16 protein-coding genes and 2 tRNA genes (1 of these 18 cut by a window edge) are annotated in these 16,178 nt (G+C 44.4%); 6 read left to right on the top strand and 12 right to left on the bottom strand.

Annotated features, from left to right (window positions below; genetic code table 11):
- Positions 1-82 precede the first annotated feature (82 nt).
- Positions 83-1,432 (top strand): aspartate kinase, encoded by a 1,350-nt coding sequence (locus tag IGJ74_RS03350; RefSeq protein ID WP_430608683.1) that lies wholly within the window; start codon positions 83-85, stop codon positions 1,430-1,432.
- Positions 1,433-1,503: 71 nt separating this feature from the next.
- Here IGJ74_RS03350 and IGJ74_RS03345 read toward each other — a convergent pair whose 3' ends face one another.
- From IGJ74_RS03345 to IGJ74_RS03335, 3 genes are all read right to left on the bottom strand, one after another.
- Positions 1,504-2,034, bottom strand: coding sequence for a haloacid dehalogenase (locus IGJ74_RS03345; RefSeq protein WP_005237530.1), 531 nt, complete (start codon positions 2,032-2,034; stop codon positions 1,504-1,506).
- A 104-nt stretch (positions 2,035-2,138) separates the two neighbouring features.
- Positions 2,139-2,999 (bottom strand): Cof-type HAD-IIB family hydrolase, encoded by an 861-nt coding sequence (locus tag IGJ74_RS03340; protein ID WP_016611697.1) that lies wholly within the window; start codon positions 2,997-2,999, stop codon positions 2,139-2,141.
- 8 nt (positions 3,000-3,007) lie between these two features.
- Positions 3,008-3,838, bottom strand: a complete 831-nt coding sequence (locus tag IGJ74_RS03335) for a DUF72 domain-containing protein (RefSeq protein ID WP_016610430.1) — start codon at positions 3,836-3,838, stop codon at positions 3,008-3,010.
- Positions 3,839-3,926: 88 nt separating this feature from the next.
- Between IGJ74_RS03335 and IGJ74_RS03330 the strand changes: the two genes are divergently transcribed.
- Positions 3,927-4,895, top strand: a complete 969-nt coding sequence (locus tag IGJ74_RS03330) for an asparaginase (protein ID WP_005237533.1) — start codon at positions 3,927-3,929, stop codon at positions 4,893-4,895.
- A 50-nt stretch (positions 4,896-4,945) separates the two neighbouring features.
- Here the strand turns inward: IGJ74_RS03330 and IGJ74_RS03325 are convergent, their stop codons facing one another.
- From IGJ74_RS03325 to IGJ74_RS03300, 6 genes are all read right to left on the bottom strand, one after another.
- Positions 4,946-5,704: an acyl-ACP thioesterase domain-containing protein gene (locus IGJ74_RS03325; RefSeq protein ID WP_005237534.1), complete on the bottom strand. Its 759-nt coding sequence runs from the start codon at positions 5,702-5,704 to the stop codon at positions 4,946-4,948.
- A 15-nt stretch (positions 5,705-5,719) separates the two neighbouring features.
- Positions 5,720-6,550 (bottom strand): fructosamine kinase family protein, encoded by an 831-nt coding sequence (locus IGJ74_RS03320; protein WP_087665112.1) that lies wholly within the window; start codon positions 6,548-6,550, stop codon positions 5,720-5,722.
- A 16-nt stretch (positions 6,551-6,566) separates the two neighbouring features.
- Entirely contained in the window at positions 6,567-7,346 is a 780-nt protein-coding gene (locus tag IGJ74_RS03315; RefSeq protein WP_016611700.1) for a tyrosine-protein phosphatase, read from the bottom strand.
- Between the two features lie 158 nt (positions 7,347-7,504).
- On the bottom strand, positions 7,505-8,893 hold the full coding sequence (locus tag IGJ74_RS03310) for an L-cystine transporter (protein ID WP_008377011.1): 1,389 nt from the start codon (positions 8,891-8,893) through the stop codon (positions 7,505-7,507).
- A 345-nt stretch (positions 8,894-9,238) separates the two neighbouring features.
- Positions 9,239-10,567 (bottom strand): C1 family peptidase, encoded by a 1,329-nt coding sequence (locus IGJ74_RS03305; RefSeq protein WP_430608682.1) that lies wholly within the window; start codon positions 10,565-10,567, stop codon positions 9,239-9,241.
- 119 nt (positions 10,568-10,686) lie between these two features.
- Positions 10,687-11,703: an acyltransferase family protein gene (locus IGJ74_RS03300; RefSeq protein WP_087665111.1), complete on the bottom strand. Its 1,017-nt coding sequence runs from the start codon at positions 11,701-11,703 to the stop codon at positions 10,687-10,689.
- Between the two features lie 164 nt (positions 11,704-11,867).
- On the opposite strand from IGJ74_RS03300, the gene IGJ74_RS03295 reads away from it, so the two are divergent.
- Complete coding sequence (locus IGJ74_RS03295) at positions 11,868-12,257, top strand: GntR family transcriptional regulator (protein WP_005237540.1); 390 nt, start codon at positions 11,868-11,870, stop codon at positions 12,255-12,257.
- Complete coding sequence (locus IGJ74_RS03290; protein ID WP_008377002.1) at positions 12,254-13,642, top strand: hypothetical protein; 1,389 nt, start codon at positions 12,254-12,256, stop codon at positions 13,640-13,642. The genes IGJ74_RS03295 and IGJ74_RS03290 overlap by 4 nt, the downstream gene beginning before the upstream one ends.
- Positions 13,643-13,756: 114 nt before the next feature.
- On the opposite strand, the gene IGJ74_RS03285 is transcribed toward IGJ74_RS03290, so the two are convergent.
- A tRNA-Asn gene (locus IGJ74_RS03285) sits at positions 13,757-13,830 on the bottom strand.
- Positions 13,831-14,024: 194 nt separating this feature from the next.
- Here IGJ74_RS03285 and IGJ74_RS03280 point away from each other — a divergent pair.
- Positions 14,025-14,097: transfer RNA gene (locus IGJ74_RS03280), tRNA-Thr, on the top strand.
- A 691-nt stretch (positions 14,098-14,788) separates the two neighbouring features.
- Here IGJ74_RS03280 and IGJ74_RS03275 read toward each other — a convergent pair.
- Positions 14,789-15,223 carry a universal stress protein gene (locus IGJ74_RS03275; RefSeq protein WP_005237544.1) on the bottom strand — a complete coding sequence of 145 codons (435 nt, stop codon included), beginning with the start codon at positions 15,221-15,223 and terminating at the stop codon, positions 14,789-14,791.
- Between the two features lie 391 nt (positions 15,224-15,614).
- Between IGJ74_RS03275 and IGJ74_RS03270 the strand changes: the two genes are divergently transcribed.
- Positions 15,615-15,971 carry an iron-sulfur cluster biosynthesis family protein gene (locus tag IGJ74_RS03270; protein ID WP_008376995.1) on the top strand — a complete coding sequence of 119 codons (357 nt, stop codon included), beginning with the start codon at positions 15,615-15,617 and terminating at the stop codon, positions 15,969-15,971.
- A gap of 48 nt (positions 15,972-16,019) precedes the next feature.
- On the opposite strand, the gene IGJ74_RS03265 is transcribed toward IGJ74_RS03270, so the two are convergent.
- Positions 16,020-16,178 carry the 3' end of an HAD hydrolase-like protein gene (locus IGJ74_RS03265; RefSeq protein WP_034872409.1) on the bottom strand. Its footprint extends 492 nt past the window's final position, so 159 of the gene's 651 nt are visible here — the last part of the coding sequence; its start codon lies beyond the right edge, outside the window — the gene reads right to left on this strand; its stop codon occupies positions 16,020-16,022.

The following is a 16,178-nucleotide window of genomic DNA, read 5'->3' as shown; positions in this document are numbered from 1 at the left end:
TCCGATTTTTTTCAAGAAACCGCTTGATTTCTCCCTATTGAAACTGTACTCTAGTAAAAAGCTTGAACAGGAGTAATGTCAAATGAAAGTAGCGAAATTTGGAGGCAGTTCCCTTGCCTCAGCCGAACAAGTCGAAAAAGTTGTTGCGATAATTGAAAGTGATCCTAAAAGACGGTTTGTTGTTGTCTCAGCGCCTGGTAAGCGTTCCAGCGACGATCAGAAAGTCACCGATCTTTTACTAGCAGTCTGTACCCGTCTGTGTGCCCAAGAAGAAATTACTGATTTAATAGAAGAAATCTATGCCCGCTATACAGCGATCGCCGCCCCTTTTGGTATCGACCAAGTCCATTTAGACCGTATCTGGCAATCATTGGCGGCTTTTCAAACGCTGCCTATCCAAGACAATCCGCATCTTTATGATACGGTTTTGGCAAGCGGCGAAGACAACAATGCCAAATTGATCGCAGATATTTTGCAAAGCCGTGGATTAGCTGCTCGCTACATGAATCCACAAGAACTTGGGTTGCTGGTGACGGATGAACCCCAAAACGCCCGTATCTTGAACAAATCGTACGCTAAGATCGCACAATGGCGCGATAGTCCTGAAATCTTAGTGATTCCTGGCTTCTTTGGTTACACAGAAGCCGGCGAAATCTGTACCTTCTCTCGAGGGGGATCTGATATTTCTGGTGCCATCGTGGCGGCTGGTCTGCAAGTAGAATTGTACGAAAACTTTACCGATGTCGATGGGATTTTTTCTGCTCATCCAGGCTACGTTCATCATCCAGAGTCCATCAAAGAAGTGACTTACCGAGAAATGCGGGAGCTGTCTTATGCCGGTTTTACTGTGTTGCACGATGAGGCGTTGATGCCTTCATACCATGCGAAAATTCCCGTGGTGATCAAAAACACCAATAACCCAAGTCATCCCGGCACCTTGATCACCAACCAAAGAGACAATTTGGATCAGCCGGTGATCGGCGTTGCCAGTGACGAAGGCTTTTGTATGATCTATATCCGCAAATACTTGATGAACCGCGAAGTTGGGTTCACGTTACGGGTCTTAGAGATTTTCCGGGAATTTGATTTAAATTATGAACACATGCCTTCAGGAATCGATGATATCTCGATCATTATGCGCTCCAACCAGTTGAATCCAGTATTGGAAGAAGAACTGCTGCGCAAGATCGCCTACGAGATCGATCCCGATGAACTGCGAATGACCCACGATCTATCCATGGTCGTCGTCGTTGGTGAAGGGATGCGTCAGCGGGTCGGGATCACTGCCGACAGTACCGCTGCCCTTGCGCGGAAAAATATCAACTTAGAGATGATCAACCAAGGGTCCTCTGAGGTCAGCATCATGTTCGGCATCCACAAAGAACAAGAAAAAGCCGCTGTCAGAACCCTTTACTACACTTTCTTTGATTAAACCAAACGTGCCAGTTGCACCACTCCTTTTGCTGATAAGCAATCGGAACGGGCAACTGGCACGTTTCTTTATTATTCTGACGATTCTTGGGCTTGCGCTTGTTTTTGTGCCAATTGGCGTTTGATTTCTGCCTTGATTCGCGGTTCAGGAGCAAACCGTTCTTCCCAATCGCTAGGCTTCATGACTTTGTGGGTCTCAGGATCATAATGGGGCTGCCCATCTGGAAAAAGTTTCCCCATGTTGGCGTCATGAACGATAGCCAGGATCGGCGCTGGATCGACCCCTACCAGTGAAAAAGAGCCATAGGTAAAATACAGCAGATCACAGAGCGCATCGACTTGTTCTACTAGGGAATCACTGACAGGCTGTTGTTTGGCAGCCAGCTTGGCTTGGGCTTGATCAATCGCTTGATGCAAATGGGTCAACCCTGCTTGAAAGGTCTCTTCGTCATTGTTGCTGGCAGCATAAAGGAACTCAACTAATTCTTCAATTTTAAAACCAGCACGAAACTGGGCTTTTTCCGCTGAAAAAGCTTGTGGATATGGCGGTCGTGTTGGATCAAAGGTTTTATGAAACTCTTCCGTCATTTCAAATGGACTCATTTCTCTCGCTTCTTTCTGCTTTTTCTAATGGTTCTGTTTCATGGTTCTGCGCTGTCTCCTACGTTGCTTCATGGATTGGCTACACCTTGTTTATTTTTTTTAATTCAATCCCTTGCTTGGGCATCCTCGGCAATGATCCCAAAATGGATCAAGGCTTTCTTGATGCCGTCATGATCGTTGGTGTCCGTCACAAAGTCAGCACTGGCTTTGGTGATGGGCTGGGCATTGCCCATCGCAACCCCGATCCCCACGCCTTCTAACATTTCCACATCATTAAAATGATCCCCAAAGGCCATCGCTTCTTCCATCGCGATTCCTTCATAGGCCAAAAATTCTTTGATCCCTTTGATTTTCGAACCGTTTTTCGGCACGATATCAACAGAATAGGCATTGGATCGCTTAAAATCACATTGCGGCAGCTTGGAGCGTAATTTTTCGCGCTCTGATTCAGGGCTCAGCATAATGCACTGATAGATTGGCTCTCGTAAAATGTCCAATGATTCATAACGTTTGGCGTTGCGATTGGGACTGAAGCGCTGCAAGACTTTCTTTAAAAAACCGACGGGAAATTTTTTCGGTACATAGCGCAAGTAGCGCTGCATGACGGGTGATTGGCTTAAGCGGATCGTTAAGCTGCCAGCCACTTGGGTTTCTCCGCCAAACATGACTTGGCGGTAATTTTCATCTGCGTATTCTACGATCGCTTCCAGCGTTTGTTTTGGAAAAGGTTTAGCATAAATCAAGGTTTCCTTCGTGTAGACATATTGGCCGTTATAGGTGATAAACATGTCTAACGACAAGTAATCGATCACCTTCTCTAAATCAACCGGACCACGTCCGGTGGCAATGCCGCAGAGGACGCCATTGGCTTGGGCTTGTTTGATGGCTTCACGGGTACTGGCAAGCGCCTTGCCGTTGCTGGCAATCAGCGTGCCATCAATATCAAAAAAGATTGCTTTTATCATATGACTCCTCAAAATAATTTCAACTGATTAGGATTTAATGCTTCGTAATCGATCTGCAGCGCATCGATCAATGCGCGAGCATTGTCAGCGGCATCACGACCGGCATTATTATTGAAGACCACTGCGACTTCTTTGGCATTGGCTTCGATGGCTTGGACTGCGTGTTTTAACTCCGTTAGTTCGGCTTGGTCATAGCGATACAAGGTCCGCAGATTTTTGGCATCTGGCCCCGTCGCTGTCCAGCCGCTGTCGTTGCGTCCATGAAAACGGCACAGGACAAACGCAGGATTGGTCACGGTTGGATCAAGGGGAATCGTGGTCGATAGCTTTTTCGGCTGATCAACGACTACTAAGGAAAACTGTTTTCGCTTCATATAATCGATCATTCCCGGATACAGTTTCGGCTGATACCAGCTGCTGTCTCTCAGCTCAATCGCCACTGGGTAACCCGCAAACCATTCTCGCACTTGATCTAAATAGGCGACATTTTCTTTCGTACATTTAAAGCTGTTGGGAAATTGCGCCAATAGGCAAAACAGTTTGCCCGCTTCTACCATTGGCGCGATCGCTTCTTTATAAAGCTGCAGCGCTTCGGTCATGGTCAACTGATCTGGCAAATCCCCTTGGGTGGTCACACTTTGATGGACTTTCAACACAAAGCGGAAATTTTCGGGAATCTGGGTCAACCAATTGCGCACGTCTTTTTCTTTTGGCAAAAAATGATAGGTGGTATCCAGCTCAACTAACGGAAAATAACGGGCATACTCAAATAATTTCGAGTTTTTTCTTTGCACGAGACTGCCATGTTCACTAAATGTGGTACAACCAATTCGAATCATTTTTTCCCATCGCTCCTTGTTTTCTTATTTTAATAGTATACAATAGTTTTGAGTTAAGAGTAAATAAATCATTGCAGGTGATGAAAAAATGAAACGAATTCTCGTGTTGCACACTGGCGGCACCATCGCCATGAAAGAAGATACCCTGACAGGCGGCGTCAGCCCCGATGTCAGCAATCCGCTGATGGATGCACCGATCCACATTGATGACGATGTTGAATTGATCGTCGAAGACATTTTTAATATTCCTAGTCCTCATATGACGCCAAAAGAAATGCTGCAACTGAAAGAACGTATCCAGCTGGCGCATTTAAGCGGTGTCGATGGGGTCGTGATCACTCACGGAACCGATACGCTGGAAGAAACGGCCTTCTTTTTAGATACCACGATCGGCGGTCAGTTACCGATCGTGGTGACTGGTGCCATGCGCTCAAGTAATGAAATCGGCAGTGACGGGCTTTATAACTTTGAAAGTGCGATTCGGGTCGCCAAGTCCCCCGATGCCATAGGAAAAGGTGTCTTAGTCGTCATGAACGATGAGATCCATTCCGCACGTTATGTTACGAAAACCCACACCACCAATATTGCGACGTTCCGCACCCCGACATTAGGTCCGATCGGCTTAGTCACAAAGCACCGAATCTTGTTTATGCAAGAGCTGTTAAATAACCGCCATTTGGATGTTGATCGTGTCGATGGTTTGTTTCCGATCGTCAAAGCCTATGCTGGGATGACCGGGGAATTGTTCGATGCTTTAGCCGACTCGCTGATCGATGGACTAGTGATCGAAGCTTTAGGCGCTGGCAATCTGCCGCCTCAAACCATTGAGCCTTTGAAAAAACTGATCGCTAGAAACATTCCGGTCGTCTTAGTTTCTCGCTGCTTCAACGGAGTTGCCGAGCCGGTCTATGACTACTTAGGCGGCGGGATCGAATTGCAAGCTCTTGGGGTGATTTTCTGCAATAGCATCAATAGCCAAAAAGCCCGCATCAAATTGTTGATAGCGAAAAACCGTGGGTTGACCATGGATGAGCTTCCTGATTTCATGGAGAATTGACCAAACAAAAACCCTTTTGCCATTCCGTTAACGGAGGCAAAAGGGTTGTTTTATTTTTCTCGCCAAGTAAAGATGGCTTCGCAGTAAGTATCCTCACCGATCTTGATCTCGTGGATCGTTTGCAGCGGCACAGCCTCGCCGGCTTCATCGACTGTCTTTTCATTGATTTGAAAATGGCTTTCGATCAAATGGCCGTAAGCAACTTCCCGATCAAAGCGGATCGTCACTTGTGTCACTTCATGTTTTGTTAAAAACTCATAGCCTAAGACGTCCATCAGCCAATTGAAATACATGGCGTTGTTGACATGCTGATTGCTATCGATATCGTAGAAACGCACCCGATACGGCAAAAATTGTCCTTGCGTGATAGGGGTGATCTTCGGATAGCGTTTGATTCGCTTAATTTTTTCACTGCCAAAAGGTACCACGATCTCATCCGGAACACTGCTGACTTTGCGCGTCTCCGGGTCCATCAACGCAAAAACCGCTTCGATTTTGACCAATTCCGTTCCGTCTTCTGCCAATAACCAAAAGTAACGGTAGCAGAAAAACTTATTGTATTCTCTCGCCTGGGTCGCCACTTGGATCTGCTCCCCTACGCGCGGCAAACGAGTTACCGTTATGTGATAGCTGGTAATGATCCAGGTCAAGCCATAACTAGCGATGACTTCCGGTCCGCGGTTTAACGCCGCACTTTGTTCTTCTGATGTCTTGATGGCGATGCCTAGCATGGCTGGAAACGTCATCGTTTGGTTGACATCACATTCATAATACGCCACTTCATGCGTGGTTTGATACTTTGCTGCCATAGTTCTAATTGCCTCCTAAAAACGACTCAATATTTCATCGACAGTTGGTCCATAACTTTCGCCAAATTGATTCAAATGGACCAATAAATAATACAATTGATACACTGGCAGTCGCTCTTTCCAATTCTCATCTAATGGATAGACTTCTTGATAGCCTTCCAAAAATTCCTGACGAAAACCGCCGAAGAGCTGGGACATCGCAATATCCATTTCTCGATCCCCATAAGCGACTGCTGGATCAAGAAACACTGGTTCTCCTTGTTGATCGAACAGCACATTCCCCCGCCAAAAATCACCGTGTAATAAAGCAGGTGTGACGCTGCGATCACGCCAATTCTCATGCAAAAATTCTTTCAAACGCAGATAAGCGGCTTCCCGTTTGGCATGCCAGTGATTACCCAGCTTCGCTAATTCGACTTGCACATCCAAACGGCAGACTGTGTAAAAATCAAGCCAATCGGTGGTTTTCGGATTGACTTGCGGCAAAAAGCCGATGTAATTGTCTTCGTAAAAACCAAAAGACTCCTGCGTCTGCTGATGAAGCCGAGCCAAGCATTGGCCTAAGCGCCGCTGCTGTCCTTCCCCACTATCGATCCATTCCATCAATAAAAATGCCCCCTCTTCGGTCTGACCGAGGCGTTCGATTTTTGGCACCCGCACGAAAGGGGCTAATTCAGCTAAGCCGTTGATTTCTGCTTGAAAGAACATCGATGAAACATGAGGATGGGTCTTTAAAAAATAGCGATTTTCTCCTGTAGTGAACCGATACGTTTGATTGACATCCCCACCACTGATGGGCGTCAGCGAGCCGGTCATCCCGATTGCTGCGAACAATGCTTCCTCCATACGGATCTCCCTTTCTTTACTCAGTCAGTTGGGCAGTCAAATACGCTTGCTCTTCTTTCGTCACACCTAGTCCTTGCAGGAGATACTGATCGACCGAACCGAAATGCTGATCGATCGCAGCCAAACTTTCCTCAAGAAAACTCTCTTTGGCACTCATCAAAACCGTAATCGCCGTTAACAGCTCTTGCGGCAAATGCTGGGTCATTGGGGCAAATTTTTCTTTTAGCATTGGGGCTAGATAGCGATTGGTCGCTAAATAATCTTCTTTGATCGTCGCTGGTGCCACCGCCAACACATGCAGCAATAAAAAGGCGCCAAAGCCTGTGCGATCTTTGCCGGCGGTACAGTGGAACAAGGTTGCTCCTTCGCCTTCCGCATTGTCGATCACATGATCAAAGAACTGCCGATATTGTTGGCGGGCATAGTCGCTTTCAACAAAGTGACGGTAGACTTTTTTCATCTGCTCTTCGGCATCTTCCCCATCTTCCAAGCGCTGCTTCAAGCTTTCTGGCGACAAGGAAACCATCGTTTCGTCTTCTTTGAAAATAGGTAAAAAAAGCTGCTTTGCTGTGGCGATCGGTCGATCAGGCTGTGCATTGGCTTCAGCGATGGAGCGAAAATCAATGACCTGATTGACCCCATAGTTTGCCAGTACTGCTTGATCTGAAGCAGTCAATTCATTGATCGCCGCACTGCGGATCAATTTTTTTCGTTTGATCGTCGTGCCGTTTATCGTTTGATAGCCGCCAAGTTCTCTGACGTTTGCTGCTCGTTCTAGTTGAATCAATTGTGTCATTGCTTATCCCTCCCGCGATGTTCTAGTTAAAAGTATAGCAGAAACTTCGCTATTAAGGGCACTGAAACCTAGATTTTTCTATGAGCTGAGCTTTAACGGACAAAAAAAAGAAAGACCACACGCAGTCTTTCTTTGCTTTCGCTTGTTAAAAAATGTTTCTATTCGGCTTCGATCACGGCGGCAGAATCATCTAAGATCGAACGATCCAGTTCGTTGATACGGCTGCTGGTCACCATTCCCGCAACCATACTGTCGCTGACATTAACGAGTGTCCGTGCCATATCGATCAATGGTTCAACAGAAATAACTAAGCCTACGATGGCGATCGGCAAGTTCATTGAGCCTAAGACGATCAATGAAGCAAAGGTTGCGCCACCGCCGACACCAGCAACGCCGAATGAGCTGATCGTAACTACTGCAACTAGCAGCAGGATAAACTGCCAATCAAAGACATTGATCCCAACCGTTGGTGCAACGATCGTTGCCAACATCGCTGGATAAACACCCGCACAGCCGTTTTGACCAATCGATAACCCAAAGCTGCCTGCAAAGTTAGCCGTGGCTTCATCAACACCTAACGCTTTGGTTTGGGTTTCGATGTTCAATGGCAAGGCACCCGCACTTGAACGAGAAGTAAAGGCGAAGCTCAAGACTGGAAAGGCCTTTTTGAAATACGTTACTGGATTGACCCGAACAGCGATCAGCAATAATGAATGAACGAGTAAGACCAAAATCAAAGCGGCATAAGAAGCGATGATAAATTTTCCTAAGTTCAAGATGGCTTCAAAATCACTTGAAGCTAATACGTTTGTCATCAATGCCAAAACGCCATAAGGTGTCAGGCGCAAAACTAACGTGACGATACGCATCACGATTTTATATAAGCTGTCCATCAAATTCGCAAAAGTTTCCGCTTCTTTCGGTGATTTGCGTTTGACACCAAGAAAGGCGATCCCAACAAAGGCTGAGAAAATCACGACCCCGATCGTACTTGTCGAACGAGTACCAGCAAAGTCGGCGAAGACATTACTTGGGATGAAAGAAACGATTTGTTGTGGGATCGATAGATCTTGGACTTGTGTCGAACGTTCCGCTAATTCTGCGATCCGCGCTGTTTCCGTTGCCCCTTCGGTAAAGCTGGCACCGTCAAGACCAAAGACCATGACCATCACGATCCCGATCAAGGCAGCGATCGCCGTTGTCCCTAGCAAAGTCGCAAGAACCGTAAAACTGATCTTCTTGATTTTTTCGCTTTCTTTCATCTTAGTGAAAGCGCCAACGATCGAAACGAAGATCAAGGGCATGATCAGCATTTGCAAGAGGGCCACATAGCCGCTACCGACCATCGTGATCCAGTCAAGAGCTTGCGTGACAACATCAGAGCCTGTCCCAAAAATCAGCTGTAGCACACCACCAAAAACGATCCCGACGAACAACGCCGCAAAGACCCGCGTTGAAAACTTCAGGTGACGCTTTTGCAATAAGTAGAACCCATAAATAAGGGCAGCAAAAAGTAGAACAACAATAATAGTTAACAGATTTGTCATTTGAATCCTCCTTTTGTTCAATAAACATGACAAAGTCTGTCAGAGGAAGTAAAGGTTCCCAGTGACCATTCTTCAACAGTTCACTCTAATGAGACGTGTGGCATCATTAGTGACTATTCCATTTTAAAGAAGTTTGCTTCATCTTACAATAAATAAGTTCCCAGTTTTCTGGGATGGTACCGCTTTTTTGTCAGTAAATAAAAAAAGAACCATTGCCACACCCCCATGCTGCTAGGATTTCTGCTTTCCTAACAGTTAGATTGCGGCAACTGGTTCGTTATTTTTTTATTTCGTCTTTTTGAAAATTTTCAGTAAATATTCAGTTGGCCATTAGAAATTGCTGACTTACGCCAAAGCGCCCATTGGATCCCAAGGTGCTAAGACCGTTGGTTCTGCTTCAAAGGCAGCCAATTGTTCTGCTGTCAGGAATTCTTTTCGAACCACGATTTGATAGGTGTATTCATCCATCCATGCATCGCTCATGACGAAGAAGCCATTCGTTCCGACTTTTTCCCCCCAGCTGTTTTCGACTTTCCATTTGGTTGATTCGCCGTCGATCAAGTCAACGCCAGTCAAGACCATCGCGTGGGTCATTAAGCTTTCGCCAAAATCTAAGCGTTCTGCTTTGGTCATCGTAAAGTCGATATCAAATAGGTCGTTAATATCATACGCATCTAATGCCATGATCCCAGTATCTCTGGTAGAAGATTGACCGACATCACAACCGAACCACACGGACTCCCCTTGTTCCAATTGAGCAATCGCTAATTTTTTGAAGGTCGGCATATCGACGTTCAAGTATTTGACTTCTTTGCCGCCAACCACGTTGCCTAGCATTTCTACGGTATACGATTGATTGTAAGGTTTGTCGGCAGTTGGTGCGTTGATGATACTGGCATAATCGTCAAGATCCACCCCGACATATTTTTCATAAAAGCTTTGTGGTGTTAAGTTGCGATCAATGTGATAGTTTTTGTCTTCATCACGGTATTCAAAATCAAAGGTTTCTGGCGGTGTGCCTAAAGAAGTCGCTAAGAAACGATAAATGTCTTCCAACATCGCTTCTTTGGCTGTTTGGATGTCTTCAGCTGTTTTGCCTTCAGCCACTAGCTGACGCAAAGCAACCGCATCTTTACGCAGTTTTTTGTTCAAGTAATTGTTTAGGTCACGAGAATTGGAAGAGTTGCTGCTTTCTGGCATGACCGTTTTTGGTACGACACCATATTTTTGGAAAATCGAAACGATCATGTCCCATTGCCCACCATCTTGTTGTGGTGTTTGCAATAAGAAAGCAACTTTGCGACTTGTTAAAGGTTCGTTAGCAGTTGCTAAAATATTTTCATAGAAATAGTTGGCTTTTTCGTATTTGTCCCAAAAGAAGGTATGGTTTTGCGACAATTCAAATTCTTTTAAATTGAAATCATTCAGCATCTTATGACGGAATGTATTCAATGCGGCAAACATCCAGCAGCGGCCTGATTGTTTTTGGTTTGAGACTTTCCCTGTTGTCACATCGACTGAGAAAACCGGCACATTGTTGACTTTTGCTGACACGTTTTCTGTAGAAGCGGTGATCCCATTTTTCACAACACTCCGTTGCAGTGCCGTTTGTTTATTATTTTCTTGATACGCTTGCGCAAAGGCAGCGGTGGTCTTTTTTGAAATTTCTGACATATTTCTTCATCCTTTCACTTTCCGTTCCTTCCATTTTACGCCTCTGCCTCTCAAATAACAACCGCTCCTAGAAAAATGAAAAAATCATCTTTCTAAGAGCGGTTGCTCGTATCAAGGATTTAAAGGGTTAGCATCAAAAGCAAAAAGCCAAGTAAAACAAAGGATAGTCCTCGTTCAAATCGTGCATACAGGAAGCGGATCGGGCGGCTAGCTAGCAAGATCGTCAGTAAAACACTGGCTAACACCAACGTCACAAAGCCTAATACCGACAGATTCAAGTCGGTGATGGCTAATGCCCGCAAGCCCTTGATGAAGATCCCCTGTAAAAGATAGACCAGCAGTGTGTTTTTGCCCCACTTCGTAAAAAATAGGTGCTCTCTGGGCACGAGGCTCAGAAAACCGATGATCCCCATCAGCCCGATCACGAAAAAGACCGCACGCAAGGGACCGCCGAACAACGGATAGCTCAAGTAATCGTCATAAGGCTTGGAACCAAAAACCATGTACTTGTTCATCCCATGAAAAAACGCGATAAAGGTGTAGATGATCGGTAGGAAAAGCAAACTGATGGTTCGAATCTTTGGTTTCAATAAAAAGCGCATCTCATTTTTGGGAAAATAAAACCCGATAATGAAAAACGGCAAAAAGACAAAGGTCCGCTGCAAGGTCAACACTTGATTTAAAAACGGCACGTAGCCAGCAAAGATGCTCAAGCCAATACTCAGCAGGATCGCCTGCTTTTTGGACATTTTTTGAAAGATCAACAGCGAGAGCTGCCAAAAGAACATGCTAAGCAAAAACCAAAGTGCCCATTGCGGATTCAACAGTTGGATTTTTAGCGACTCCCGTAGACCGATCAACCAGTAATAGACGGTGTAAAACACCTGAAAGAAGACATAAGGCAGCAAGAACTTTTTCATCAACTCACGAAGCTTGTGTCCCTTCGTCAACGGTTTGGCAAAGTACCCAGCCAGAAAAACAAAAGCTGGCATGTGGAAAGTGAAGATAAAATAATATAGGTCATGATAAAACTTCTGATCGCCGATAAAAGGCTGCAGCAAGTGACTGAAGACGACCAAGCTCATCAGTAAAAATTTTGCATTATCAAAGTAAGCCGTTCTTTGCGATTGGCTCATAAAAAGTTCCTCCTCTAAGTTGTATCTGTCAAAGGATACCTGATCCATGAAACAGAACTGTAACAAGCTATTTACTTTTTTCTAACGATTCTTGTTCATTTGATTACCAGTTGCTATTTTGTATAGTTTGTATTAATATATATAATACAAAGGAGCTGTTTTCGATGATATTTGATATTCAAACCCAAAGCAACCAACCCATCTACCAGCAGTTGCGGGAACAGATCATTGTCGGTATCGCAAAAGGCGATTTGGCCGCTGGCGAATTGCTGCCATCCGTCCGTCAATTAGCCGAAGAGATCGGCATCAATACCATGACGATCTCAAAAGCCTACAATTCCCTCAAAGAAGAAGGCTTGTTAGTCACAGATCGCCGCAAAGGAACCGCCGTTGCCGCGCCACCACCGTTTACTTCCGGACAAGAAGCGGAGTATCGCCAAAACTTACAGCTACAGCTAGCAACCGCTCTCTTACACGGCAAAAGCAAGCAAGCGCTTTTAACGGATGTTCAACAACTTCTGGACCAATTTCCTGAAAGGAATGAATGCAAATGACTTATCTTTTTTTCATTATTGCCCTCGTCCTCTGTGGGACGACCGCATTTGGTTTACGCTTGATCAGTAAACCCCACAAAAATGTTTTACTCGAAAATACCCTTGCCCCTGAGCATCTGGATGATCCTAGCGTCCACAGCTTGATCACAGAATTTCGCAAGCGTATCTTACAAGTCGTTGGTACATTTAGTGTAGCAAGTCTCCTTTTTTTGTTCAATTTATCTGACTCCATCATCCTTACCCTGTTCTGGCTTTATATGGCCGCTTTGCTGGGGACAGCTTACTTGGTGCAAGTACATTACATCGGAAAAATGCGGCAATTGATCCTTACCAATGGATGGGAACTACCCATCGATCCGATTCGGATCGATACGAAACTCGTTCAAACCAAAAATAAGCGGATGCTGCCGTGGTATAGCCTCGTTCCTGCGGGGATTTTGTTGATGATCAGTTTGTACCAAGCATGGCAGTTGCCTGATCTTTCTACAGGATACTTGATGGGCGGTGTCTCCTTAGCAATTTTTGCGCTGTTCCTCTATCTCTGGGTGATCATCAGCCGCTTACCCGTTCGCGGGATCAGCGGTGATTCAGCTATCGACCAGCACATCAATGATTTAACAAAGCGCTATTGGTCCTTATTGATCGCTGTCACTTGTACCATTACACTGCTCTTATTGACTGTCCCGCTGGCGTCCATGTCCGCCACTGGAGCATTCAGTACTATCCTCTTAGTGCTCTTTGTTGTTTTGGTGGTTTTCTTGATCGTCTTTACCTTCTTCTTGTTGCTAGATCTGCGTAAAAAACAAGATCAGCTCTTAGAACCGGCAGCACAACCGCGCTATTATGGCGAAGATGCTTACTGGCGATATGGTTTTTACATCAATCCTAATGATGCGCGACTGTTCGTTCCTGACCGTGTTGGGATGAATATCGGCATCAATTTAGGCAAACGCAGCGGACAAATCGTCGCAGGCATCACCGCGGTCTTCTTACTTGTGTTAATGGTCGGTACCATCATTCCAATGTACCGCTTAGATTTCGCTCCTGATGCGATCACCGGTGAAGTGCAAGGACAAGAAGTCACCTTTGATGCACCAATGACCGGGAAAACAACGGTCTCTTTGGCAGATATAGAAACGGTGGAATTGATCGAAGCTTTGCCATCGCCTCGTGTTCGTACCATGGGTGTAGGAACCGCCAGTTACCAAATCGGTCAGTTTACCGTTGCCGGTGAGCCTGCCAGAATGTTCGTCGACACAAAGGTGACGCCCATTTTAAAAGTCACTACTAACGATGGCCCAATCGTTTTTTACACAAATAAAAAAGCCGCCGAAACGACGGATTTATACGAGGAACTAGTACAGAAGATTTCCTCAGCGGAGTGAGTGTTCTGGAAAAAAACTGGGGAACCCATTATCCCCAGGCTATCCACAACCAACAAAAGAACGGACTCTTTCCAACAAAAAAACGACCTTCAGAAACGAAGGTCGTTTTTGATACTCCGGCAGTAGGACTCGAACCTACGACATCATGATTAACAGTCATGCGCTACTACCAACTGAGCTATGCCGGAAGAATCTATCTGTACTATACCAAATAGTCAGATAATTTAGCAAGAGCAAAAATCAATTTTTTGATCCTTTTTTTCAAGAAAATCCCCTTTTAGAAACTTCCCTTCCCGCAAAGCGTTTTTCTCAAGAAATATCCGAAAATCTCATTGACAAAGTAGCGCCTTTACGGTATTCTATATCTTGTGTTAAATAACACGCCGCTTTAGCTCAGTTGGTAGAGCGCATCCATGGTAAGGATGAGGTCGACGGTTCAAGCCCGTCAAGTGGCTTTGGTAGGACAACGTTTGTCGAACGTTGTCTTTTTTTGTACATCTAATTCCCAATATATAGCGATAATTTCTAAAGTTAACAATTCGTATTGCCTCTAATTACTTGCGATATACAAAAGAAATAAGATCGTAAAACCCAATAGTACGAAAGATACAACGGCTTTCACCATTCTCGCTGCATCTTTAAATTTGAACAAGAGCGTATAAAGATTAATAAAGTAAATGATCGACAGGACTGCTTCTTGCGAATATTCCTTCACTTGGATCAAGCCTAACCATATACTCAGCAAAAGAATCGAAAAAACAACCTAATAGTTTTCTGCAACACGCTTCATTTCATTCTCCTTTCCAATGATAGCCACTTGCAACCAGCTGAATCATGGAAACTCAGTAAATTATCAGCCCCTCTCTCCAATACTTTTCCTACATCCTTTGCTTATTAAAAGTGTAACAAACTTTCTCTTCTAATGGTCAAACTTGTTCAATTTACATAGTTATTCTTTGTTAAAAAGATTAAAATGGGTTTTCAATCGTTACTCACAGCTCAATTTTAGGCACTTCTTTTTTACAACAAAAAACCCGCTCTCCTAAAGCTAAGAGAGCAGATTTTTCAACTAAACTGAATTTTTTTGAAAGGATATGCCTTATGCTGACTTAAAAAATAACATATTTTTCCGTTTAATTTAAATTTTTACTTCACGACCAGCACCGTACATTTCGAATGATTAACGACATAATCGGTGGTTGAGCCCACGACAGCTCGGGTCAATGTGCCTTTACCAGTTGCACCGATAACGATCAAATCAATTGGATACAATTCAGTCGCTGCATGAATGATAAAACGTTTTGGATCACCGACTTCAACGATCACCTCAACATCTTCCACCCCATGTTGATTGGCATCATAGATTTTTTTCAACATATCCGTTTCCACACGTAATTTTTCTTGATCAAAAATTTTCGCAAAAGCATAGGCACTTGTGGATAACTCAGCATTGTTGATAACAGAGAGGACATACAATTTGGCTTTGTTCCTACGGCAAATCGCGAGTGCTTCTTGGAACGCTTTTTCTGACTGATCCGACCCATCTAAGGCTACAAGTACATTTTGAGAATTACGTAACATCCAAATCGCCTCCTTTTCTTTATTTTACCACAAAAAATGGAAGCGTTACAAAAAAGGACGAGGTCTACTCTTAAGAGACCTAAAACTTCCTTTAAGATTTGTGAAGGTCCTTACTTGGTTCCGCAATTATGCAGTAAAATAAGAAGAACAATGATTCGAGGTGAAAGAAATGCGCTCTTTTTTCCATGCTGCAGTCACTGTGCTCTTGTACTTAGGGCTTTTCTTGCTGATAATCGGTATTATCGCCTTTTTCTTGCTAAAACTTTAAGCTTGGTTTGTTGAAAAGCAAGTTGCTGTCACATCCCTAAGAGGAGTGATACACTTGGTTTATCAACAATTATCGAAACGAACAGCTTGCTGCTCACTCGTTTCAAAAAGGAGATCATGCAAAATGGACTTACATATTACCCCTAATGCCGCTGCTCGCTTTCCAGAAGGACACGACTTATATATTCTGACGAGTAATGACGGATCGAACCAATTTTCTTCAGCAGCTGGATGCTGTATGATCGGCGAACGTTTTTTGATCACACCGATCGACGAACCGTTAGACCCATACAATGAGTTAGTCTCAAGCAATCAGTTTACTTTTTTTACATCAACCTATGATCAAATGTTCTTGACTGGTCATCTAATTCTAGATGTTCACCCAACTTCAGGAACCTTGATTTTGAAAAACGAAAGCGGCTATTTGGATACCAATCTTTTATTGGAAGCTTCTCCGCAGTTGAAGCAAACGAATGTGTAACAAAAGAGCTGACAAACGCCTTGTAAGGTGCTTGTCAGCTCTTTTTCTCTATACGGAATGGGAAATCAACGAAAGAAGTTCTTGTGTCTCAGCGGCTAAAGCGATTGCACCAGCATCAAGCAATTCTTCTCGTGACCCAAAACCATATAAAACACCGATTGCCGGTAACTGGTTTTCTTTTGCACCTAAAATATCATGCTCACGGTC

It is taken from the genome of Enterococcus sp. AZ009 (assembly GCF_050548785.1).
GTDB classification, from domain to species: domain Bacteria; phylum Bacillota; class Bacilli; order Lactobacillales; family Enterococcaceae; genus Enterococcus_D; species Enterococcus_D entomosocium.
This window is presented reverse-complemented; position numbering and strand designations above follow the sequence as displayed.